General features: G+C 54.2%; 22 protein-coding genes. 11 read left to right on the forward strand and 11 right to left on the reverse strand.

Features of this window, described 5'->3' with window-relative positions:
* The 3 genes from ONB24_06920 to ONB24_06930 all read right to left on the reverse strand — a co-directional run.
* Positions 1-957: hypothetical protein (locus ONB24_06920; GenBank protein ID MDZ7315837.1), on the reverse strand; the 957-nt coding region annotated here is incomplete at its 3' end.
* Positions 958-1,069: 112 nt separating this feature from the next.
* Positions 1,070-1,387 carry a SpoVG family protein gene (locus ONB24_06925; GenBank protein MDZ7315838.1) on the reverse strand — a complete coding sequence of 106 codons (318 nt, stop codon included), beginning with the start codon at positions 1,385-1,387 and terminating at the stop codon, positions 1,070-1,072.
* A gap of 211 nt (positions 1,388-1,598) precedes the next feature.
* Positions 1,599-1,985, reverse strand: a complete 387-nt coding sequence (locus tag ONB24_06930) for a hypothetical protein (GenBank protein MDZ7315839.1) — start codon at positions 1,983-1,985, stop codon at positions 1,599-1,601.
* 282 nt (positions 1,986-2,267) lie between these two features.
* Between ONB24_06930 and ONB24_06935 the strand changes: the two genes are divergently transcribed.
* From ONB24_06935 to ONB24_06955, 5 genes are all read left to right on the forward strand, one after another.
* A complete protein-coding gene (locus tag ONB24_06935) occupies positions 2,268-2,834 on the forward strand; it encodes a sigma-70 family RNA polymerase sigma factor (protein ID MDZ7315840.1) in 567 nt (188 codons plus the stop codon).
* Between the two features lie 4 nt (positions 2,835-2,838).
* Positions 2,839-3,279, forward strand: a complete 441-nt coding sequence (locus ONB24_06940; protein ID MDZ7315841.1) for an anti-sigma factor — start codon at positions 2,839-2,841, stop codon at positions 3,277-3,279.
* Between the two features lie 7 nt (positions 3,280-3,286).
* Positions 3,287-3,835 (forward strand): periplasmic heavy metal sensor, encoded by a 549-nt coding sequence (locus ONB24_06945; GenBank protein ID MDZ7315842.1) that lies wholly within the window; start codon positions 3,287-3,289, stop codon positions 3,833-3,835.
* Positions 3,836-3,853: 18 nt separating this feature from the next.
* Complete coding sequence (locus ONB24_06950) at positions 3,854-4,396, forward strand: periplasmic heavy metal sensor (protein MDZ7315843.1); 543 nt, start codon at positions 3,854-3,856, stop codon at positions 4,394-4,396.
* A 134-nt stretch (positions 4,397-4,530) separates the two neighbouring features.
* Positions 4,531-5,757, forward strand: coding sequence for a DUF362 domain-containing protein (locus ONB24_06955; GenBank protein MDZ7315844.1), 1,227 nt, complete (start codon positions 4,531-4,533; stop codon positions 5,755-5,757).
* A 38-nt stretch (positions 5,758-5,795) separates the two neighbouring features.
* Here ONB24_06955 and ONB24_06960 read toward each other — a convergent pair whose 3' ends face one another.
* From ONB24_06960 to ONB24_06990, 7 genes are all read right to left on the reverse strand, one after another.
* A complete protein-coding gene (locus ONB24_06960; protein ID MDZ7315845.1) occupies positions 5,796-6,287 on the reverse strand; it encodes an N-acetyltransferase in 492 nt (163 codons plus the stop codon).
* On the reverse strand, positions 6,284-7,486 hold the full coding sequence (locus ONB24_06965; protein ID MDZ7315846.1) for an aspartate aminotransferase family protein: 1,203 nt from the start codon (positions 7,484-7,486) through the stop codon (positions 6,284-6,286). Before ONB24_06965 ends, ONB24_06960 begins: the two co-directional genes overlap by 4 nt.
* Positions 7,483-8,307 carry an acetylglutamate kinase gene (gene argB, locus ONB24_06970; GenBank protein ID MDZ7315847.1) on the reverse strand — a complete coding sequence of 275 codons (825 nt, stop codon included), beginning with the start codon at positions 8,305-8,307 and terminating at the stop codon, positions 7,483-7,485. The genes ONB24_06965 and argB overlap by 4 nt, the downstream gene beginning before the upstream one ends.
* Positions 8,301-9,314: an N-acetyl-gamma-glutamyl-phosphate reductase gene (gene argC, locus ONB24_06975; protein MDZ7315848.1), complete on the reverse strand. Its 1,014-nt coding sequence runs from the start codon at positions 9,312-9,314 to the stop codon at positions 8,301-8,303. Before argC ends, argB begins: the two co-directional genes overlap by 7 nt.
* A gap of 19 nt (positions 9,315-9,333) precedes the next feature.
* Entirely contained in the window at positions 9,334-10,188 is an 855-nt protein-coding gene (gene proC / locus ONB24_06980; protein MDZ7315849.1) for a pyrroline-5-carboxylate reductase, read from the reverse strand.
* 10 nt (positions 10,189-10,198) lie between these two features.
* A complete protein-coding gene (gene argJ, locus ONB24_06985) occupies positions 10,199-11,413 on the reverse strand; it encodes a bifunctional glutamate N-acetyltransferase/amino-acid acetyltransferase ArgJ (GenBank protein MDZ7315850.1) in 1,215 nt (404 codons plus the stop codon).
* 287 nt (positions 11,414-11,700) lie between these two features.
* Positions 11,701-11,973 carry a cupin domain-containing protein gene (locus ONB24_06990; GenBank protein MDZ7315851.1) on the reverse strand — a complete coding sequence of 91 codons (273 nt, stop codon included), beginning with the start codon at positions 11,971-11,973 and terminating at the stop codon, positions 11,701-11,703.
* Between the two features lie 141 nt (positions 11,974-12,114).
* Between ONB24_06990 and murA the strand changes: the two genes are divergently transcribed.
* Together murA and murB are read left to right on the forward strand one after the other, a co-directional pair.
* On the forward strand, positions 12,115-13,398 hold the full coding sequence (gene murA, locus ONB24_06995; GenBank protein MDZ7315852.1) for a UDP-N-acetylglucosamine 1-carboxyvinyltransferase: 1,284 nt from the start codon (positions 12,115-12,117) through the stop codon (positions 13,396-13,398).
* A 17-nt stretch (positions 13,399-13,415) separates the two neighbouring features.
* Positions 13,416-14,333: a UDP-N-acetylmuramate dehydrogenase gene (gene murB / locus ONB24_07000; protein MDZ7315853.1), complete on the forward strand. Its 918-nt coding sequence runs from the start codon at positions 13,416-13,418 to the stop codon at positions 14,331-14,333.
* Between the two features lie 100 nt (positions 14,334-14,433).
* Here the strand turns inward: murB and ONB24_07005 are convergent, their stop codons facing one another.
* Positions 14,434-17,319: a DUF1893 domain-containing protein gene (locus ONB24_07005; protein MDZ7315854.1), complete on the reverse strand. Its 2,886-nt coding sequence runs from the start codon at positions 17,317-17,319 to the stop codon at positions 14,434-14,436.
* An 882-nt stretch (positions 17,320-18,201) separates the two neighbouring features.
* Here ONB24_07005 and rmuC point away from each other — a divergent pair.
* Genes rmuC through ONB24_07025 form a run of 4 tightly spaced genes read left to right on the forward strand, consistent with a single transcriptional unit; the run spans position 18,202 to position 22,808 of the window.
* Positions 18,202-19,236, forward strand: a complete 1,035-nt coding sequence (rmuC, locus tag ONB24_07010) for a DNA recombination protein RmuC (protein ID MDZ7315855.1) — start codon at positions 18,202-18,204, stop codon at positions 19,234-19,236.
* A 33-nt stretch (positions 19,237-19,269) separates the two neighbouring features.
* Positions 19,270-20,898, forward strand: a complete 1,629-nt coding sequence (locus tag ONB24_07015) for a cellulase family glycosylhydrolase (protein MDZ7315856.1) — start codon at positions 19,270-19,272, stop codon at positions 20,896-20,898.
* A 10-nt stretch (positions 20,899-20,908) separates the two neighbouring features.
* Positions 20,909-22,057 carry a glycosyltransferase gene (locus ONB24_07020; GenBank protein ID MDZ7315857.1) on the forward strand — a complete coding sequence of 383 codons (1,149 nt, stop codon included), beginning with the start codon at positions 20,909-20,911 and terminating at the stop codon, positions 22,055-22,057.
* Positions 22,041-22,808 carry a DUF3108 domain-containing protein gene (locus ONB24_07025; GenBank protein ID MDZ7315858.1) on the forward strand — a complete coding sequence of 256 codons (768 nt, stop codon included), beginning with the start codon at positions 22,041-22,043 and terminating at the stop codon, positions 22,806-22,808. The genes ONB24_07020 and ONB24_07025 overlap by 17 nt, the downstream gene beginning before the upstream one ends.
* Positions 22,809-22,811 lie beyond the last annotated feature (3 nt).

Genomic DNA, 22,811 nt, shown 5'->3' on the forward strand with positions numbered 1-22,811 from the left:
TTCGACGGAAAGGCGATCGAACTCCAATGCGGTGACTGAGAGGGAATCGAACGCAAGCAGAGCAGACGGCAACCCCGTGAGGAAACCCTCGATAACCAGTATCCGGCGCGGCTGCGGATGCGCACAGACCACCGCTGCCGCCAAAGGCTGCATTGCCGGATCATTGATCACCGGTGCAACCTTGCCGCCGTTTTTATAGATCCAGTTTTCGCCTGCATAATTGACCACAGAGGTCTTGCCGAAATTCGTCGGCCGACCGGCAACAAAGATCATATCGCGGGCAAAAGATCGCCAGTACAGCTTGTCAACGACTCGATCCAGTTTCTCTACGCCGCCGGTCAAAATAATCACTGCCGCTATTATTCCGGCGAGCCCCAAAGTACGGCTGCGCAGGAGCCAAGCTGTGCCCCACAACGCGGCTGAGAGCATCAGAGTCCCTAACAACAGATTGGAAGCAAAAGGCGTCGCCGCACTGAACAAAAGACCGCAAACAGCAGCCGCAGCTGTTTCCCAAGCATAGATGCGCGCTTCCGGTTCCCCCGATCCGGCGGTATCGGCAGCCGCCAGGAGTGCAAAAGAAACGCCGAACAACAGACATGGCGGTGCGGTAACCGCAGCTGCAAAAATCATTGTTTTGAAAAAAGGGATGAATTCGCCGGGAGGCACAAGCAGAATGATTCGCGCTAATCGAAACAACACGATACCGACAAGGGAGAGAAACAGCGCCGTGAGAAGGAGCGGAAAAATAGAATCGTGCGGTATCTTCCTCCTCAGATAGAGGAAAAGCGGTCCGCTGCCCAATCCGACCCAAAACAACCACAGCGCTAGAATGCCGCCGATCAGCAGCTCATTGCCGTAAAAAACCGTTAAAGCAGAACGGATGAGCAATGTCTGCGCACCCAAAGAGGCGGCGCCCAATAAAACGGCACCGTATTTTGTCTGCACGGTGTTTGTCATGATCCGGATAAAGCGAGTCACTAACTGCTCGGCGTCAAAGCTTTTATAGTATAAGCGGTTTAAAAGTAATATTCAAGACGAAAGCAGGGGGAAAAACTGGAGGGATACTACTTTATTCTTCGAAAACGGCAAATTCTTCTTCTATTTTATTATCCTCATGGGGTTCCAGCTCTTTTTGCTGCAGAACGCGGTAGTATTCTGCAAGAATTTCGCGCTCCATTTGATCGCGAAACTCCTTGCTGATGGGGTGAGCGATATCCCGTTGCGTGCCGTCTTCCACTTTGCGCGAGGGCATACAGAGCAGCAATCCCTTTTTGCTTTGGATGATCTTCAGCCCCTTGACGGAAAACACGTTTTCGAAGGTGATGTTGACAAAAGCCTTCAGCTTGGGTTCTTCTCTAAGCTTGATGTTGATCTCTGTGATTCTCATCCCGCATCATCCAAAATTAATAGTGAGCTGCCGATTATCTTCGTTTTCAAACATTATTTACCGACAATCCTCTAAAAACGCGCAAAGACATATTTTAATAAATTTTCAACATAGTAATGGATTTTTTTCAGACTCGAACAAAACAAAAAAGGCAAAGATCGATCAATCTCTGCCTTTTTTGCGGAAGGAGCATTTATAAAGAAGGAGAGCCTTACGGAAGAAAAGCCATATGTTCTATTTTATTTAAAGTCACATCAATCGTATAAACATATACGCCGCCTTTGACGACCCTGCCTTGTCCGTCACGGCCATCCCAATAGAAAGAGTGCTCGCCGGCCTCGAATCGGCCTGCGGCAATCGTTTTTACCACTTTTCCCATCGGCGTCTTTACCTGTACGGTCAAATCGGTTGTCTTTTCTAATCGCAACATTAAGCATTTTTGCTCAGAGAAAGGGTTGCATTCCTCGCTGTTGACCACCGTCACACCTCCGGCGGCATTTTCCGCTTTGCACAAAACCAGCTCTCTTTCTTCGGCCTGCAATGACCAGGCGGCGACAAGTATTCCCAAAAGCAGAGCAGTATTTGAAAATAGTTTCATCTTTTCAACCTCATCGTTTTCTTACGATCATTTTACTACAAATGACGTGCCGAAACTGCCTTTTTTCTATAATTATAGCTGCGTCGTCAGCTTTGCCCTATTAAGCTGATTTTTAAGCACTAAAGACATGCTTTTCATCGCATAAAATTACTACGAACCTTTCCCCGAGCCTATCGTATTAAAAAGCGGTTGCAATTCGGAAAGCAGGTGGCTTAACCTGAAACAGGGGTGCAAGTTTTTCATATTTGCGGTGTCTAATAGGCGGAACGAAACGGAAACCGAATGACCGACGAGGAATTTGTACGCGCAGCGCAAGACGGCGATTATGCCGGATTCGATGCACTTGTCAGGAAATACCAGGATAGAATTTTTGGTATATGCCTTCTTTTCCTGGATGATCGGAACGACGCCGATGATGCGGCTCAGGAAGTGTTCATCAAGGCTTACCGTAGTTTGAGTCGGTTCAAAGGCAAGGCGCAATTTTCGACTTGGCTTTACCGAATTGCCGTCAATCATTGTCTGAATTTATTGCGGGCGCGTCGCCGTCGGAAGATGCTGACCCTTTTTTCACGCCTCAGAGCGAGGGAAAAACTGTATCTGATGGAGACTGCAGGCGGTGAAGATCCGCACATGCGCATGGAGCAGGAAGAGATCGAGCAAAAAGTGGCAAAAGCGATCGAAAGTCTTCCGGACGATCAGAAGACAGCTCTAATTCTCCATCGTTACGAAGGCTTGAGTTATCAGGAAATCGCCGGCGTTATGGGCGTCAGCGTGGCATGTATTGAATCACGCCTTTTCCGCGCCAAGAAAAAATTGGCCGAGCTGTTGGGAACTTTGGGTAAGGATTGATTCTATGAGGTCTTGTGCAAAATACAGAAAGCAGCTCTCCGCTTTAATGGACGGCGAGCTGAGCAGTGAAACACAAAAATCTGCCGTTGCGCATCTGTCCGTCTGTGAGTCTTGTCGCCGAATGATGGAGGAATGGCAAACGCTTTACAGATTAATAGCTCGGCCTATGACTCCTGCCCCGCCTTTTTTTGCCGACAAAGTGCGAAACCGTGTTTTGGCTCAGGCCAGTAAACAGCCGGTCGTTCGTTTACAGGCGGTACAGAAACTCATCGTTACGACTGCAGCCGTTGCAGGCATAATAGTGGGCATACTTATCGGTGCCCGCTTGGATTTCGAGGCGAGCGCGGGCAGTCTGTACCGCGACGCCGTCATCAGTGAGCTCTTTGAACTCGACGATGCGCTGTTGACGACAGCCTACTGGTCTTTTGCCGAACTTTCACAATGAGGAAAACATGTCTTCGAAATGGTTAATTGCAGCCTTGATTTTTTCAACGACAATAAACATTGCCGGCATCGGCACATTGATCTACTTGCGGCTTGGGGAACGACGTCCGCCCGAGGGCTATTGGAGCCGCTCCAAAAGGGAGCGGCCGCCTGCTTTCATGGAGCGCCGATTGCGGCAGAGATTCCATGACTGGAAGGAAATGGATTCTCTCAACCTACAATATAAGCGGCAGATGGGTGAGATTCTGCAGGACATCGAGCGGCAACGAAAGAACGTAGCGTTTCTGTTGGAACAGGAACCGATCGACCGCAAGGCCGTCGATGAAGAGCTGCGCCGACTTTACGAAAGCCGGCTTCGCGCCGAGAGCCTGACGGTCGACCAGTTGATTGCGCTCAAGCCTAAGCTTTCAACGGATGAATGGCGATTTATCATCCGACGATTGGAAACGCCACCGCGCCGCCTTTTGCCGATCGAAGAAGACATTTCACCAGAGCGATTTTATCGACAGTCCAAAGAGGAAAAAGTGATCATTTTAAAGCGAACCGAAAAACCGTAACAAAGGAGGAGATTTGTCATGACTAACAAATTATTTAGGATTGCTTTTGTACTTGCACTCTTTTTGTTGGTCCAAAACGCGATGGCACAGGGCGAACCCCTACGTCCATTTCGTGGCGGTCAAACCAAAAAGGTGATTGAGATCCAAAAAGAGGTGATCGACCGCGATCTGAATCTGACCGACGAACAGGAAAAAGCGTTCAAAAAAATCGACCTCTCATTCCGTAAAGAGACGGTCGCGTTGCGCAATGATCTGCAGATCAAACAATTGGAGCTGCAGGCCGAATTGAGCGAAGACAAACCGGACGCAAAAAAGATCGAATCGTTGATCGACGACATTGCCAAGCTGCGCGCCGCCATTCAGAAAAAGCGGATTTCTGCACATCTACAGAAACGCAACCTGCTTAATGCGGATCAGCGCAAAATTTTGGACCGCCAATGTCCTTGGTGGGGAAAGCCGTTTGAAAGAATGCATATGGGGCCGGCCAGAGGAAGAGGACCGTTATTCCTGAATTGGCTGGAAAAATACGACTACGATGATGAAGAGGAAGAAGAGAAATAATATCTCTTCCGCACCGGCCAGTGTTCCCTTAAAAGCCCGTGTTGACGCACGGGCTTTTTGGTAATAGAGTTGATTAGGTTTTTAGCGGCAAAATACATATTTTGTTTAAGGCTTTTTGGAGAAAGGAAGGAAATATGTCTGAAAAGAAAAACTGCCATGGTCCCTTTCACAGGAATGAAAAGGGCAAATCCGACGGTTTGTCGCGGCGTCAATTTGTGGCTGCTTTAGGCGCAGCAGCGGCGGGAATCACGGCGGCAGCGTGCAGCCGTGCATCTTTGCCGCTGGAACCGAATGTCTCTGCAGCAAAGGGGCCGCTCGTACCGCCCACTGGAAGTTTGGGCAGACAAGGCGGGCACCTTGCGCAGGTCGCCGTCTGCGATGTCGCCGATTATAGTTACCAGGCGTTGCGGGCAAACATCCAATCCGCCGTGGAAGCGCTCGGAGGCTTGAGCGACATCTGCAAGCCCGGCGACGTGGTCGGCATCAAGCTGAACATGACCGGCGGCGACAGCAATGCGAAGAACTGCCCCAAGCGCTACGGCGTCAAGGCGACCGAGCTCTATTGGACGCATCCGGAAATTCTGCGCGTCTGCATGGAGCTGTTCCGCGACGCCGGTGCAAGCCGCATCATCGTCATGGAAGCCATTTATGACAACGAATCTTACCAAAAATACGGCTACCGCGATGTCGTCGAAGAATTGGGCGGCGATTTTGTCGATCTCAACAAAAAGAGCCCCTACGGCAGCTTTAAGGAAGTGCCGGTTCCTTCACCTTTGGGCAGATGGGACCGCTACTACCATAACCAGGCGCTGCACGAGCTAGACTGCTTTGTTTCTCTGCCGAAGGCCAAACGTCATTACGGTGCGGGCGTCACGCATTCGTTGAAGAATATGGTCGGTTCGATTCCGCTTTCGATCTATACCAATTACAACGACGGCAAGGAAGGCGCCGTCGGCGGCTACCGCGCTTCCATGCATGAAATGGGTTGGCCGACATTGGTGCGGAATTTCCTTGACATCTGCCGAATTCGGCCCATTCACTTTGCCATCAACGACGCCATCATGACCGCGGATAACGGCGAAGGGCCTTGGAATCAGGGCTTTACACCGGCGCGCTACAACAAGCTGATCATCGGCAAGGATCCGGTTGCGGTCGATTCGATCTCGACGCAGGTCATCGGCTGGGACCCCATGGTGGGTGATTTCGAAGGTTGTTTTTCGCAGGATTCGCTGCCCGGCGAATTCTCGGGCACGGACAATTATCTGCGCATCGCGCAGGAAGCGGGCATGGGCATCTATGACGTCAATTTGATCAACGTCATTAACGCCACGGCCTCTACGCGGGTGGTCAAAAGAGGATAGCAAAAGGGCGGTTTAGCCGCCCTTTTTCGTTTGACGGCCTAGTTTTCTAAATCCGGATTTGCTTTTCCGTTACCGTTTTCCGGCACATCGATAATGAGTGCCACTTCATCGCAGTCGGGAAATTTGGGGCAGTTGATGCAGTCCCGCCACACTTTGTGAGGCAGTTCGTGCTTGTCGACATCGCGAAAACCCAGCTTTTTGAAAAATTCCGGCTTGTAGGTAAGGCAAAAAACGCGCGGCAAAGCCAAAAGGCGCGCTTCATTGAGCAGGACTTCCACCATACGGCGGCCGTAGCCGCGATGCTGATAATCGGGATGCACGGCGATGCTGCGGATCTCGCCGATATCGCTCCAAACCACCGCCAACGATGCACAGCCGACAATTTTCCCATCGGCTTCCGCGACCACGAAGGAACGAATATGCTCGTACAACTCGATCAAGGGCCTGCCCAACATTTGTCCCTGCTGAGCAAAATGGTTGATCAACTGTACGATTTGCGGTACATCTTTGATTTTGGCTCTCCGTATCACTGAACTACTCCTATTCCAACAAGCGCGCGGTGAAGCTTGGCTGCCGCTTCGTCAATTTCTTCGTGCGTAACATTTAAAGGCGGCAAAAAACGCACGGCTTGGCCGCCGGTCTTGCAAATCAAAAGCCCTTCCTGTTCGCAGGCGCGAATCAGAATCTTGGGATCAATCGACACCTCGAGGGCACGCATTAAGCCTGCGCCGCGAGTTTCCGTCACAATAGGAAACTCCTGCCTGGCCTCTTCCAGGCGCCGGCCGAGATGCTCTCCTTTTTGCCGCACCGATTCCAAAAAAGAGGGCTCGGCGATGCGCTGCAGAATGTCGAGGGCAACGGCTGAAGCAAGCGGCCCTCCGCCGAAGGTGGTGCCGTGATCGCCCGGCTTGATGCAGGCGGCAACTCGGTCCGTTACCAGCACCGCTCCCAACGGCAACCCGCCGGCAATCGGTTTGGCGGCGACCATAATGTCGGGCTGGACGCCGTAAGCTTCGTGAGCACAAAACCAACCGGTCCTGCCGAAACCGCACTGAATTTCATCGAAAATCAAAAGCAGATTATGAACATCACAAAGACGTCGCAGCTCGCGCAAAAATTCGACTGACGCCGGGTAAATCCCGCCTTCTCCCTGCACCGGTTCGACAATGACTGCACAGGTTTTATCGGTGATCAACTCCGCGGCGGATTGAGCGTCATTGAATTCGGCAAAGCGGAAGCCCGACAACATAGGCTCAAAGCCGGCGTGAAGATGCATTTGGCCGGTTGCAGAAAGAGCGCCGTAGGTGCGGCCGTGAAAGCTTTTTTTCATGGCGATGATTTCATAGCATTCTGCGCCTTTATGCTCTTTGGCCCATTTGCGGCTGAATTTGATTGCCGCTTCGACCGCTTCCGTGCCGCTGTTGCAGAAAAAGGCCTTGTCGGCAAAGGTGTGCTCAATCAAAAATTCGGCGAGTTTGATTTGCGGCATGAAATGGTAAAGATTCGAACAGTGCCATAATCGGGCAGCCTGCTCGGCCAAGACCTGCTGCGAGCGCTCGTCCGCATGCCCGAAGGCGCAGACCGCAATGCCGGCGACGAAATCGAGATACTCTTTCCCGTCCAAGTCGTACAAGCGGCTGCCGCGACCGTAATCGATGACAAAGTCAGGCCGCGCATACGTGTTGAGCAGAACTCGGCGTTCGAGTTCGATCCATTCATTCGTCGTCATTTTCTTTGCTCGTAAAGCGTTGTTTTCTCCAATTCGCCGCCGAAGAGCAGTTTTTCCAGAGTCTCTTCGCCCTGCCAGCGGGTGATGTGCACCCGCTTCAAACCTCTTGCCAAGGCGGAAAAAATCGATTCCAGTTTCGCCACCATGCCGCCGGTTATGTCGCCTTTGGCGATGAGTTCCTTCGCCTGTTGAACCGAAAGATCAGAAAGGACCCGGCCGCTGCCGTTCATGACGCCGGAAACGTCGGAAAAGTAGACCAGGTCAGTGCAGGCTGCGCCGACGGCCAATGCCGCAGCAGCCGTATCTGCGTTGACGTTCAAGGTGACGCCCTCGGCAGTAGCTGAAATCGGCGAAACGACCGGCAGCAAACCCGCCTGCAGCGCCTCGAAAATCGGTTGGGGATGAACGGCGACGATTTCACCCACATAGCCGATGTCGCGGCCGTTGCGCAGCGTCTTTTCTGCGATCATCAAACCGAAAGTTTTGCCGGAAAAACGGCGACAGGCAACGCCGTTCTCCTCCAGCCATGCCGCAATGCGGCCGTTGATTTCTTCGGATAAGACCCTCTCGACAATCTCGACATCCTCGCGGTCGGTCACCCGTACGCCGTCGATAAAAGTGGTGCCGCGGCCGGCATTCTGTAACGCCTGCGAGATCTCGGCGCCGCCGCCGTGCACGAGAATCACTTCCGCTTTCAAGTTACGTACTGCGCGCGCCAGTTCGGCAAATCCCGACTTGTCGTTAAACGCCCGACCGCCGATCTTTAACAGCAGCCTAAAGGCCGCCTTGGAATTCTGTTTTTCCGTCCAGCTTTTCACCACAAGCCCTCGCTTTCCTCGATGCCCAACATGAGGTTCATATTCTGCACTGCCTGTGTCGAAGCGCCCTTGCCGAGATTGTCGATCGCCGAAAACAGGATAGCCGTGCGAGTCTCCGGCACCGTCACAGCACCCAAAAAGCAAAAGTTGGTATGTTGCGCCGCACTCATCGTCGGCAGGGAGCCGTCCAACACGCGCACAAAGGGTTCGTCCGCGTAACGCTGCCGCCACAGTTCCAGGAGATCGCTCGCGGAAAGGTCGCGGGTCAGTTCGACATAGATCGTCGAAAGCATGCCGCGCGTCACCGGTGTAAGATGCGGGGTAAAGATGACCGTCCGAGGTGCGCCGAAACAGGCCAACTCCTTTTCCATTTCGCCGACGTGGCGGTGGACATGCCCGACTTTGTACGGCGAAAGGTTTTCGTTAACGGAAACAAAATGCGTGGTGTCGCTCGGTTTTTTACCTGCGCCGGAAACGCCCGATTTGGCGTCGACGATGACCGGCCGACCGCTCAACAACTTTTTCTGGGCAAAAGGCAACAGCGCCATGAGAACGCTTGTGGGGTAGCAGCCCGGGTTGCCGACCAACCTGGCCGCGCGGATTTCCTGCCGATGCCACTCGGGCAATCCGTAGACCGACTCCTGCAGCAGCTCAGGCTTGGGATGCGCAGCCTGATACCAGGTCTCATATTCGGCCGCAGAGCGAAAGCGAAAATCGGCTCCCAGATCGATCACCTTGGCGCCGCGCTCGAGAAAGCGCGCCGCCCAACCGGCTGATTCTCCGGCGTGAAGGCAGAGAAAGACCAAATCGACCGGCAGTGCCGTCGCTTCCTCGGCGGTGACGAGCCGCAGATCGCCGTATCTGCGCAAAAATGGAAAAATGGCGGACAACGGTTTGCCGTGCTCCCGCTCCGAGGTGGCGAAAACCAATTCCGCTTTGCGGTGCCGCTCCAAAGTTTTGATCAGCTCTTCGCCGGTGTAACCGACGGCGCCGACGATGCCTACCTTCATGACGTTACACCCTTTCCCATCACTTATTGGATGAACCATTCACTTGATTGGTCTGCTCCAAGAGCCGAGACAGCTCCCGTGACCGCTTGGTGGCGGTTTCGACGGCGCGGATAAGCATGGGCCGCAGACCGCTCTCTTCCAGCTCCTTGATGGCCAAAATGGTTGTACCGCCGGGCGTCGTGACCTGATCCTTCAGGACCGCCGGATGGATGTCCGTCTCGCGCACCAGCTTTGCCGAGCCGAGCACCGTCTGCGTCGCCAGGCGCGTGGCGATGTTGCGGGGCAGTCCCATGAGTACGCCGCCGTCCGTCAGCGCCTCGATAACCATGTAGATGTAAGCCGGTCCGCTGCCGCTGAGGCCGGTAACGACGTCCATCAGGTCCTCAGGCACCCACTCTACTTCGCCTACGGCCGAGAGCATGGTCACGGCAATGTCCTTGTGAATTTGATCGACAAACTCGCCGACGCAAAGCGCCGAAGCCGCCTCGTCCACGACGGCCGGAATGTTGGGCATCACGCGGATGATCGGATTCTTTTTGCCGATAAATTTGCCGATGGTGCGGGTCGTGATGCCGGCGACAATCGATATAATGAGCTGCTCTTCGCGCACCACATCGCGGATTTCCTCCAACACCTCCCGCAACGCCTGCGGCTTGACGCACAAAACCACGACATCGGCAAAGTTAACCGCTTGCCGATTATCCGTCGTTACGCCCACCCCCCATTTTTTCTTGACCTCTTCCAGCCGCTCCGCCCGTACGTCCGATGCCAGGATATTTTCCGGCAAAGTCAACTCGGACTTTAACAGTCCGCCCAACAAAGCTTCGCCCATATTGCCGGCGCCGATAAAGGCGATTTTTCGCTTGAACAGCATGGAGCACCTCTCAGGTATGATATTCCGCGTTGATGGTGATATATTCGAAAGTCAGGTCGCAGGTGTAGACCTCGGCGCGGCCGCTGCCGACGCCGAGATCGATCTTGACGTCGACTTCGGCCTGCGACAATCCGGCGATGACCTGCTGCCGATCGAAGGGTATGCGGCCGCCGTTTTCGGCCACTTTAACGCCGGCAAACTCGACGGCGAACCGCTGCGGATCGATCTGCACGCCGCACGCTCCGGCCGCCTGCACGACCCGCCCCCAATTGGGGTCACGGCCGAAAATGGCGGTTTTGACCAGCATCGAGTCGGCAATCGCTTTGGCGGCGATGACGGCCTCACGGTCATCGGCGGCGCCGGTAACGGTGACGGTCACCAGCTTGGTCGCGCCTTCGCCGTCGCGGGCGATGGCGCGGGCGGCCGCCAAAGCGGTCTTTTTCAAGGCCGCGGCAAAGCGATCGTAGGCCTCGCCCTTTTCCCGAATCGGCGGATTGCCGGCGGCGCCGTTGGCCAGGATCACCGCAGCGTCGTTGGTGCTCATCTGCCCGTCGACCGTCAAGCGGTTGAGCGTCTCCTCGACTGCGGAGCGAAACGCTTCCTGCAGTAAAGGCTGCTCGATGGCCAGATCGGTGGTGAAAATGCAGAACATGGTGGCCAGATTCGGACTGATCATACCGCTTCCTTTGGCGATGACGCCGATTCGACAGGTTACGCCGTCAACCTCGAAAGCAGCTGAAAAATGTTTGGGAACCGTATCAGTGGTCATAATGGCTGTTGCCGCTTCCAGGCCGCCGTCCTGCCTGAGCGCCTCAACCGCAGCATCGATGCCTGCACGCACCTTGTCCATCGGCAGCGGTTCACCGATGATGCCGGTGGAAAGCACCAGAACTTCGCGCGGATCGAGTCCCAGCCGCTGCGCCGTGCGTTCAGCCATTTCCTGATTGTCCAAGCGTCCCGCTTCGCCGGTGCAGGCATTGGCGTTGCCCGCATTGACGATGAGGGCGCGGGCGCGTCCCTGTGCCGTCACCTCACGATTCCACAGAATACAATGCGCAGGCGTCCGATGCGTGGTGAACAGCCCGGCCACGACCGCAGGCCGATCACTAAAGATCAAGGCCATATCTTTGCGATTCTGTTTGATACCGGCAAAAACGCCGGAGGCACGAAAGCCCAAAGGCGTTGTAACCGTGCCTCGTTCGAGCTCGTGCTCGACTGGGTTCATGGTTTCCTCGAAAGGTTATTTTTCAGCGGATGAATCAATCAAAGGATCCCCCGTATGCAGGCGCGACGGACCGGCTCAGCACACGGGGCAAATACGGGATGGGTAACGCAAATTCCCAAACAGAGGAGTGAAAATGGAAACGAAAAAGTTGTGTATCGTATTTGTCATAACAATAAAATATAGAGATTTTTCAACGGATACTCAAGAAGAATTTATGCTCCGGAATAGGCCGAAGGAAATATCAAACGGCAGCCGCCGGTGTTTCCATCGGCAGGTCCGGGCGAACCTTAAGCAAAATCATAATGCTTTCGGATCGGTTCGACGATTTTCCATTTGCAGGAAAGGCCGCAAGGAAACTCGACCAAGTCTCCGGCTTTGATTTCCACCGGATCGCCGCCGCCGTCAGGGGTAATGATAGCCCGTCCCTCCAAAATGTAGCAGGTTTCGGTAACGTCGTAGCTCCAGGGGAATTCAGAGACGCCGCGCGTCCAGATCGGCCATTGTCGAACACCCAATTCTTTCAGCTTTTCCTCACTCGGTCTTTCAACGCGAATCTGCATGACCTCCTCCGAATTATTTCAAGTCAAAGGAACTGGTTTTCGATCGCCAAGAAAATAAAACGATTCGTAGTGAAAAACAAAACTGTTTTTTCTTTCGAGCGAATTTAATACCTTGCGCCGCCCAAATTCGAAAGGTGAAAAATGGATCGTTTGGTCATTGACGGGGGATATCGATTAGCAGGCACGGTGCAGGCGCAGGGCAACAAGAACGAAGCGCTGCCCTGCCTTGCCGCGTGTCTGCTGACGCACGAACCGGTGGTGCTGCGCAATGTGCCGCGCATCAGCGACGTGATGGAGATGATGAATCTCTTGAAAAGCCTCGGCGCAAGCGTGCAGGAGCTTGCTCCCGATACGTATCGTATTCAATGCCAAGAGTTGATTTCTGCCGAGCCCAATGCGGAGCTGTGCCGCAGGCTGCGCGCCGCCATTCTGCTGGCCGGGCCTCTGTTGACTCGCCTGCAGGAATTGACCCTGCCGCCTCCGGGCGGCGACGTCATCGGCCGCCGGCGCCTGGACGATCACTTTGCCGCTTTTCGCGCCCTCGGCGTCGAGGTGAGCGAGAAAGAGCGCAAGTACCATTTCCGCCGCAGCACTCTGAAAGGAGCCGACATTTTTTTAGAGGAAAGATCGGTTACCGCCACTGAAAACGCCATCATGGCTGCGGTTCTTGCTGAAGGCGTTACACGGCTGGAGAATGCCGCCTGCGAGCCGCATGTCGTCGGGCTGTGCCGCATGCTCAACGCCATGGGAGCGAAAATCAGCGGCATCGGCACGCATATTTTGGAAATTCAAGGCGTCCAGTCGCTCGGCGGTACCGAGCATCAAATCGGTTCCGATTTGCTGGAGATCGGCGGCTATATCGTGCTCGGCGCCGTCACCGGATCGGAAATCACGCTTGCCGGTGCGAACGCCGATGAGCTCCGCGTCATCCGCTCCACCTATCGCAAACTGGGAATCGATTTCATTGTGGAAGGAGATCGCGTAAAAGTGCCGGCCGAACAGCGTCTGGTGATCGAGCCGGACTTTTCGGGAGATATTCCCAAGATCGACGACGGGCCCTGGCCGCTCTTCCCGACCGATTTAATGAGCATTTTGATCGTCGCCGCCACGCAGGCACAAGGTACGGCGCTCTTTTTTGAAAAGATGTACGACGGCAGGATGTTCTTCGTCGACCATCTGATCGCCATGGGCGCGCGCATCGTCTTGTGCGATCCGCACCGCGTCGTCGTCGTGGGTCCCTCACGACTTTACGGAACGCAGGTAACCAGTCCGGACATTCGTGCCGGGATGGCTCTTGTTCTGGCGGCCCTTTGCGCCGAAGGCCGCACCACCATTTATAATGTACGGCAGATCGACCGCGGCTATGAAAACCTGGAAGGCAAGCTGAGACAGCTCGGCGCCAAAATCGAGCGGTTCACCTCTTAATCGATCGGAAAAAGCCGTTGCAAAGCCTACAGATGAACGAACCCGACTTTCCGCCGCAGTACGATGTCGCCAAAAACGAGCCGCTTTCCCGACATACCTCGATTCGGGTCGGCGGACCGGCGCAATTCTTTTGCACCGTCAAAGATCCTTTGCTTTTTGTCGAACTCTATCGGTTCTGTTTAAGTACGGATCTGCCCTTTTTGGCTCTCGGCGGCGGCACCAACATCTTTTTTTCCGAAGCAGGTCGCGCCGGAATGGTTGCGGCGATCCGTTTTGACCGGATGGTGACGGCAGGGAAGGCGGCGATCGTCGTCGAAGCAGGCGCATCATTGGAGCAGATTTCCGCTCTCTGCCTCGAGTGCGGTCTGAGCGGCTTTGAATTTGCCTCCGGCATTCCGGGCACGCTCGGCGGCGCCGTCTACGGTAATGCCGGCGCCTACGGCCGCAGCATCGGCGAACTGATCGTGCGCGCCCGCATCCTGACGCCCGAAGGCCGGATCGAAACCGTAGACCGCGACTTTTTCCGCTTCGCCTATCGATCGTCCTATCTCAAAGAGTATCCGGCGATTCTTCTGCAGGCCGAACTGCAGTTGAGCAAAGGCGAACCGGTGCGCATTCGCGCGGCCTGCGAAGAAATCCTGGCTCTTCGTCGGCAAAAGCTGCCGCCGCCGGAAACCCCGACCGCCGGCTCATGGTTTAAAAACATCGAAACCGGCGGTGAGCGTCGACAGGCCGCCGCCGTTTACCTCGATGCCGTCGGCGCCAAACAAACGCGCGTCGGCGATGCGGCCGTTCATCCCAAGCATGCCAACGTCTTTTACAATGCGGGCCATGCAACAGCTGATCAGCTTTTAGAACTTGAGGAAATCCTGCGCCGGCGCGTCCTCGAACGCTTCGGCATCCGATTGGAGCGAGAGGTCATTTACTGCGAATAGGCGCCCTTGCCGTGTTACCCTTCCCCGACTCGAGGGGGTTTCCCCACGCGGGCCATGGCTGCCGACAGAAACCCGACTTTAACCGTAGAGCCGCCGTGATTTATAGGCGGATCATTTTCTGGAGTTTTTGGAACAACTCTTCCGGAGAGCCGCAGCTGTCGGCCAGCTTTTCCATTGGACACAGATCTGTCCCCTCGCGATTGATGATATGCGGAATGATTCGTCTTGCTGTGAGCGGAATGCCGACCCTCTCCAGAAACTCTTTGGCCGAGGCGCTTGCCGTCGGCGTAATTACGTGCGAGATGCCGCCGAAAGCCGCCAGCATGGCCGCAGCCTTGCCGACGATCTTGTCGATCATCACGGCTCCCCTGACCTCCTGCAGCCGGTTCACCAGACAACTGAACAGCGGCTTGAGCATGGCGTCGCGCGACTCGTAGATCGTTCTCCCCTCCTTTTCTAAGCGCAGAGACAGACCCAGCTGCTCGAGCTGTTCGAGTTTGCGGTATGAATCGTCTTTCTGTCCATCCGCCGGAACAACGGCATCGATTAACGAGATGACGCGCAGCCGATCCTGAAACTCGCGCAGCGATAAATTGACGCCGCCTCTAAAAAATACTCGGCGCGGACGGTTCGGCAAAAGATCGAAAAAGTTGTCGCTGAAGCGGCCTTTAACGTCGTCGACGCCCAAATAAACACCGGAAAGAAGTCGCTCGGCGCTCATCGTCAACTCAAAGCCGTCGACAATCTTTTCGACCGATAGAAACAGAGGGCTATGTTCGAGCCGACGTTCCTTCGGCTCGACAAAGTAGAGCACATTCTCAACGTCCTGTCCTTCCAAGGTACAGTAAAGGAGCGATCTCTCGAGAACCACAACGCCGAGTTCAGAACGCGGCATAACGGCAAAAAGCCCCGTTGAGTTAGGCTGGATAAATACCGGTCGCCGTTCTCGACGTATAATCTGTCCATCGAAGGTGAGCAGTTCGATCAGAAGCGTGGCTGCTATCGACTCTTCTAAATCGGAAACGACATAGACGCGGATTTCCTCTTCGGTCAACAGCGGCGAAACGAGCAGCGGCTTGTAAAATCGAACGGCGGCATAATGCAGGGTTTTCCAATTGCCCTCGTAATCGATGCTCGACCAGGAAGCGACGGGCCAGCAGTCGTTGAGCTGCCAATAAAGCGCTCCCATGCAGTGCGGCCGAATTCGGCGCAGATGCTCCGCCGCGGTACGAATCGCTTCAGCCTGCTGGACTTGGCTGAGGTAGAGAAATGATGCAAAATCCTTTGCCGGCGGGTAATAGCGCAGGAGATAATCGCGGATCAACTGGTTGCCGCGCGGGTTCTTTTGATGCAGAAGCATTACGGGCGATTCGATGTCAAAATCTTGCGGTTCGGCAAAGGTCTTGACGGTTTCCAAAACGGGAAAAGATTGAAAACCGAACTCGCTCATAAAGCGGGGATGCTGATCAAGATAAGAAGCAAAAGGTGCCGCTTTATGCCAAACGTCCCAGTAATGCATGTCGCCGAAAGATGGAGAATTGGCGTCGGCACGACTGTTGGAGCTGGGAGAGCTGGGCCAATAGGGTCTGCCCGGATCATTCGTTGCGACGATTTCGGCAAGTATTTGGCGGAAAAGAGTCTGGTTTTGTTGAAACATTACAGCAGGGAGACGAGTGCTCCAGCCGAAAGCCTGCCAACCCCACTCGATTTCATTGTTGCCGCACCATAAAGCCAGGCAGGGATGATTTCTCAGCCGCTTAACCTGATCGACCGCCTCTTGTTTGACGGAATCGAGGAACTCGCCTTCCGCCGGATAAAGTGCACAAGAGAACATGAAATCCTGCCACACCAGCAGGCCCAGCTCGTCGCACAAGTCGTAAAAGTCATCGGACTCGTAGATGCCGCCGCCCCAAACGCGCAGCATGTTCATGCCGGCGTCGCGGCAGGCGAGCAGCAGCTCGCGATATTTATCGCGGGAGACACGGTGTGGAAAACAGTCGGCCGGTATCCAGTTAGCCCCTTTGGCAAAAAGCGGCTTATTATTGACGACAAAAGTAAAGCCCGCACCATCCGTATTCGGTTCTTCTTCGAGGCGTACCGTTCGCAAACCAAAGCGCGCCTGTCGTTCATCAAGGACCTGACCGCGATATTCTATAAAAAGAATCAGACGATAAAGATGCGCCTCGCCGCGGCCGTTCGGCTCCCAAAGCTTGGGCTGTTTGATTTCGACATCGAAGCGGATGGTCTGTTTGCCGATCGACAATCGGAGGCGGCGGCGCTTTTGCAGAAAGGCGCCGTCCATGCTGGAAAGAACGACATCAATTTCAGCCTCGGTAATTGCCTCGATTTCAACAAGCACCGAGACTTCGGCACGATCAGGCGCCAAGTCGGCCGTCAGAATCTGCAGAGACTCGATGCGGGCAATATCCCAGATCTGCAGCCGAATCGGCTTCCATACCCCGCAGCCGACCAAACGCGGCGCCCAATCCCAACCGAACTGATAGGGCGCTTTGCGCACATAAGGACTGGTTCCCTCTCCCGTATCGTTGACCGCAGGACATCGGACATCCAAAGATTCGATTTGGGGCAGTAAGCTGCGAATCGGCGAGCGGAAAAGAATGTGCAACTCATTTTGAGGCTGCAAAAACCGCCTCACATCGACCCGCCAGGTGCGGAACATATTGTCTGCATTGAGGATAACGTGATCATTTAAGGTAACTGTCGCCAACGTATCAAGACCTTCGAACAGCAGATCGATGCGCGGCGCTTCGAGCTCCTTGTCAAGACTGAAAAAAGTACGATATTCCCAGTCTTCATAACCGACCCACTGCACCTGTTTTTCATGGTCGCGATAGTAGGGATCAGGGATGAGTCCGGCCTGGTATAAGTCAAGGAAAACGTTACCGGGCACCGCGGCGGGCAGCCATGCTTTATCGCCGAAACGGCGAAAACTCCAGCCGCTGCTGAGGTCTAGCGATGCAAACATTTTTTCATTTTCTTCCCATTTTGCATGAACGGCTTTTATGATACACAATTTAAAGCTGCAGATCAAGCTTTTTGGTCATGGGTGTCGTTCCTACAGCTCCGCTCTCTCCCACAAACCAATATTTCTGCTCGCCACGATGCGCCCAAATATCTTTCAGTCTTGGAAAGGGCCGTATCGCTGATTTTTCAGCCGTTTCAGACCTCTCTGCAATCCTGTAAGCCCGCGAACGTTAAAATACGGCCGTTACGCGCGATGCGGTTGGTGTCGCAAAAGAGTAACAAAATAATACAAAGGAACTGATGATTCATCAGCTCAACCTACCCCAAAACTATTGCAGCCGACGCTTTAGATAGAACGCTTTTATGGTACGATTGTTTCCGTAGAATCGAAAGCTGATTCAGAAGACCGTCAACATTATGCCTTATCTACATGTGTTTTTTTCTCGGCCTGAGGAGAATCTCGACCTCATGCTATTTTCCCTAAAAGGAGCCTTTGATCCATCTTTTAGAAATATACCGCTTGAAGCCGTTGCAAAATCGTTCTAACATCAACAACGGCCATGCAGGACGCCGGCGCGGAGTGGGACAGTGAAGCGCGTGGTTTCGCCTTCCGGCATTTATAAAAATTATAGGCGTTTGTTTTCGTTTTCATCGCCGGCAATCGATGTCGGCTGTTGAATTGTGAGCCGTTTTTCACCTCAAATCCAAGCAACCCGGCAGCGGTGGAATGATTAACTTGTCAGGGTCTATGTGTTTTTGTGGATTTTTTGCGCCAAAAATCGTATAATGATGCCGTTTTTTATCACCTGCAAAAGCAGCGGAGTTGCGGCATGCGTCTTTACGCTAAGCATTCCATAGATCGCAACGGCAGGCGGGGTCAGGCATGACCGCACCTGAGATCATTGCCGGCAGCCTAATGCTTCTTTTGCTTTTCGCCTTGACGGTAATCGTGCTTCTGCAAGTGCGCACTCCGCGTGATCGGGCGGAAATGAACTTCACGCTGCAGAACCTTTTGCAGGGCCTGCAGGAAAGCCGCACTCAACTGGCGGTGCTGGCTGATAAAGTCGCCCGCTTGGAGCCGATGACTGAAACGATCAGTTCGACGTTGAGCGCGGAGCTTGCAAAGGTGCAGCAGAACCTGACCGCACTGCAGACGTTGGCGAAAGCGCGGCAGGATGTGGAGCAGCAGGCCGTCGAATCGATAAAGCGGCTGGAACTTATTATTGCCGGAGCGCATTCCAAGGGCGCGGCGGGCGAAAGCATTGTCGAACAGGTCTTTGCCAAGCTGCCGATCGAATGGCAGGAACGCAATTTGCTCGTCAACGGCAAAGTTGTGGAGTTTGGTTTGCGTCTGCCGAGCAATTTGATCGTTCCCATCGACAGCAAATGGCCGGCTACGGACCTGCTCGAACGGGCTGTTGCAGTCGGAAATCGCGAGGAAAGGGAGCGGCTCAAACGCGAACTTGAACGCTTAGTCGTTAGAAAAGCCGAAGAAGCGGGCAAATACATTGTCCCCGGCGTCACGACTTCCTTTGCCGTTGCCGTGGTGCCCGATTCGGTCTATGAAATCTGCAGCGGTGCCCTTTCCAAGGCGTTCCAGTCGAACGTTGTTTTGGTCAGTTACAGCATGTTCGTGCCTTATCTTTTTCTGATCATCCACACGGCGGTAAAGACGCTGCACAGCATCGATCTGCAAAAGCTGGATGCCTATCTCGAAACGATTCAGAACAGCATCAACAATCTGCAGGAGGAACTGGACGGTCGTTTTGCGCGGGCGTTGACCATGCTGAGCAATGCGCGCGACGAAATGCGGGCGCAGATCAGCAAAGCAAGCGGCAGCCTGACCAGTCTGCAGATCAGCGCTCCTGCGACGACTCCTCGGGGCACTTTACCTCCCCAAAATGATTTTGACGAATAGAAAGCTGTTTCGGTCAATAGAAAGGAAGGCAATATGAAAAAGCTTGTTTGGCTGCTGAGTGTCACTTGTGTTCTATTGACGCTTGGATGCGCACGGCTATCGCGAGAGAACCCCAAAACTCTTCGCGTGCAGGGAAGAGACATCGTTGATCGGAACGGTAAGCGGGTGATCCTGCGCGCCGTCGGCTTGGGCAACTATCTTTTGCCGGAAGGCTATATGTGGAAGTTCGGCAAAAACGGCGATCGGCCGCGCAGAATTGAAAAATTAATTGTGGATATGATCGGCGAACAGGAAGCCAAAAAGTTTTGGCGGCAGTTCCGCGCCAACTATATCACCGAAGCCGACGTTGCCCGCATCAAGGAGCTCGGTTTCAACGCCGTACGGCCGGCGGTCAATTGGCGGGTGCTGATGAACGAAGAGTCCGGCAAGTTGGAAAAAGAGGGCTTTCAATTGCTCGACAATCTGGTCAAATGGTGCACAAAGCACGGCGTGTACGTCATCATCGACATGCACGGCGCGCCCGGCGGGCAAACCGGTTCCAACATTGACGACAGCCGCAACGACTTTCCCGAGCTGTTTACGGATCCGGCGGCTCAGGAGCGGCTAATTACGCTCTGGAGGACCCTTGCCAAGCGTTATGCACGGGAGCCTTTCGTGGTTGCCTATGATCTGCTGAACGAACCGCTGCCGGAGCAGTTCAAACAATTCTATCCCGAATTGGAACCGCTTTATCGGCGCATTGTTGCGGCGATTCGGCAGGTTGATCCTTACACGATGATTACGCTCGAAGGCGCACATTGGGCGAACGATTTCAGCATCTTCGGACCACCGTTCGACTCAAACACCTTTTACCAGTTTCACAAATATTGGTCGACGCCGGATACCAAAAGTCTGCAGCCTTATTTGGAGTTTCGAGAAAAATACAATGTGCCTCTTTGGTGCGGCGAAAGCGGCGAAAACAATAATGACTGGTATTGGGCCGCCTATCAGCTTTACGAAGACCACAACATCGGCTGGCTATTCTGGCCGTGGAAAAAAATGGACACTAAAAATACGCCCTACTCAATCAAACGGCCGGAGGGATGGGATAAAATCGTCGAATTCAGTCGTGGAGGCGAAAAGCCTTCCGCCGAAGAGGCGCTGCGCAGTCTCAATCAGCTGCTCGAAAACGTCAAGCTGGAAAACTGCGACTTTTTTCCGGATGTGGTACAGGCCGTCTTTCGGCGCGTACCGGCGCGCATTCAGGCGGAAAATTACGGTCATGAGGGTGAGGGGCTTTCTTATGCATTGCTCGACCCGACAGGCTTTGCAAAAGTTTACAGGCCGAATGAGCCGGTGCCGATTGTAGAACTGCCGGAAGAGAGCGAGCACGACCGCAAAGCCTACGGCGTGGTGCTGCAGGCGGATGAATGGCTGGCCTACCCGATCAACAGCGCCATCGATCAGGTTCTGAAAGTGATGGTAAAAGCCCGCGCCGAAACCCAGCTGCCGGACATGCACATCGAACTGGACGGCAAAAAGATTGCGCTGGGCAGAAATTACTATCCCGGCAAGTTCTATTTCAATTTCAGCGTGCCTTTTGTAATTCCGAAAGGCAGCCACGAAATCAAGCTGGTCGTCGACGAAGGCAAGTTGACGATCGACTGGTTCGAACTGCAGTAACGGAATCTGCGTGGCGATCATCATCCCCATTGCCGTTGTTTTAACGGCTCTTTATTGCCTGCTCATCGCCGTCTTTTTGTTCGGTCTGGCGATCAAGCCGGTTGACCGTTCACAAGAAAAATTTTCCGTCACGGTCGTCATCGCAGCGCGCAATGAAGAGAATAACATCGGCGGCATTCTCGACGATCTCGTCAATCAGACTTTTGATGCTTCGCTTTTTGAGGTCATCGTTGCCGACGACCATTCGACGGACAAAACGGCGGAACGAGTGCTCTCGTATAGTCGCCGTTACCCTTTTATCAGGCTGCTCAAGGTCGGCGAAATCCCCCCAGCCTTCAGCCCGAAAAAATTCGCTCTGCAGCAGGCGGTGGAGGCGGCGCGCGGCGAGATCATTTTGGCGACCGATGCGGATTGCCGCGTCGGGCCGAATTGGATCCGCGCCATGGTTTCCTTCTTTACGCCGGAAGTCGGATTTGTCATCGGTTTTTCGCAGTTCGGCCGCAAAGGTGAAAAGCAGAGATTTATCGAACGCTTGCAGGCGTTCGACTTTTTGACGTTGATGGGAGCAGCGGCGGCCACGACCAATTTGGGAATTCCGCTGGCAGCCAGCGGGCAGAATATGGGCTACCGGAAATCGCTTTTTATGCAGGTGGGCGGCTATCGGCGCGTGGCGCGCCGTGTTTCCGGCGACGACGTTCTTCTTCTGCAACTGTTGCTCCGATTGACCGGTTGCCGAGCGCGTTTTGCCGACGATCCTCTTGCCTTTGCCGTCTCGCAGCCGCAGCCCAATCTGGCTGCGCTCATCAATCAGCGCAAAAGATGGGCGTCGAACGGCGCCTATCAGCTGATACTCAATCCGCTGTTCTTCGCTTATCTGGCGCTGGTGCTGCTCTTTAACCTTTCTTTGGCAGTCGGATTAGTCGGCGCAGCCGTCACGGGCGCCGGAGTTGCAGCCGTTGCCGCCTGCTTTGCCTCCCGCGCCCTGTTCGAGGGTCTGATTGCATTTCGCAGCGCCGTCAAATTTTCACGGACCGATCTGTTGCCTTATTTCCCTTTATGGCTCCTTGTGCAGATTCCTTATATCGTCGGCGTCGGCTTGGCAGGCACCTTCGGTCGGTTTACTTGGAAAGATCGGGTTCATAATGCACAGAATTTGTGAAGCAGCAAAGGATCTATTAAAGCTTTCGGCTATTGCGCTCGCGCTTTCGCCGCTTGCGTTGTTGGCTGAGGATGTAAAATCGCCTTACGGCTTTGCCTACGCCGATGCCTGGATAAACGAGCGGTTAAGTTATGTGATGTATTATAAAGGTCTGCCGACAGCCCGCGCTCTTATTTCGCTGAAGCAACAGAACGGTCGATACATCGCGGAGTTGACCGTGCGGACCCGGCCGATGTTCGATTCGCTGTTCAAAATCAACAACATTTACCGTACCGTTTTCGATCGAGAAGGTCTTTATCGCGTTGACAAGCGGATCGATCAGAAGAATATTCGTCAAGATTTGGTCATCGACTATGACCGAACCGCCTTGCGGGCGCAAGCCGACAATGGGATTTCTTGGCCGATTCAGCCTCAATGCACTCAGCTGCTGGCCATGCTTTATGAACTTCGTGGGCGCAATCCGCAAGCAGGAGAAAAGTTGTCTTTTCTCCTTGACGTCGAAAGCCAACTTTGGCGTATAGAAGCCGTGACCGAGCAAAGCAGCCGAAAAGGGGAACGGCTGTTCGTCTTTGATTTTACCGCGGCAGCTCCGCCTCAACCTCGCCCATGGCGAACCGACTTGCTGACCAATCGGCTCGCCGGTCCGCAATCTCGGCTGCTCATACGCCTCGGGCCGCCGCCGCAAAATTTGCCCATACTTATTTCCTTCGGCGGACCAGACGGTCGAGTCGATATGAAGTTGGAGCGGTGACGA

Source organism: candidate division KSB1 bacterium, assembly GCA_034505495.1.
Taxonomy (GTDB): Bacteria; Zhuqueibacterota; Zhuqueibacteria; order Residuimicrobiales; family Krinioviventaceae; genus Fontimicrobium_A.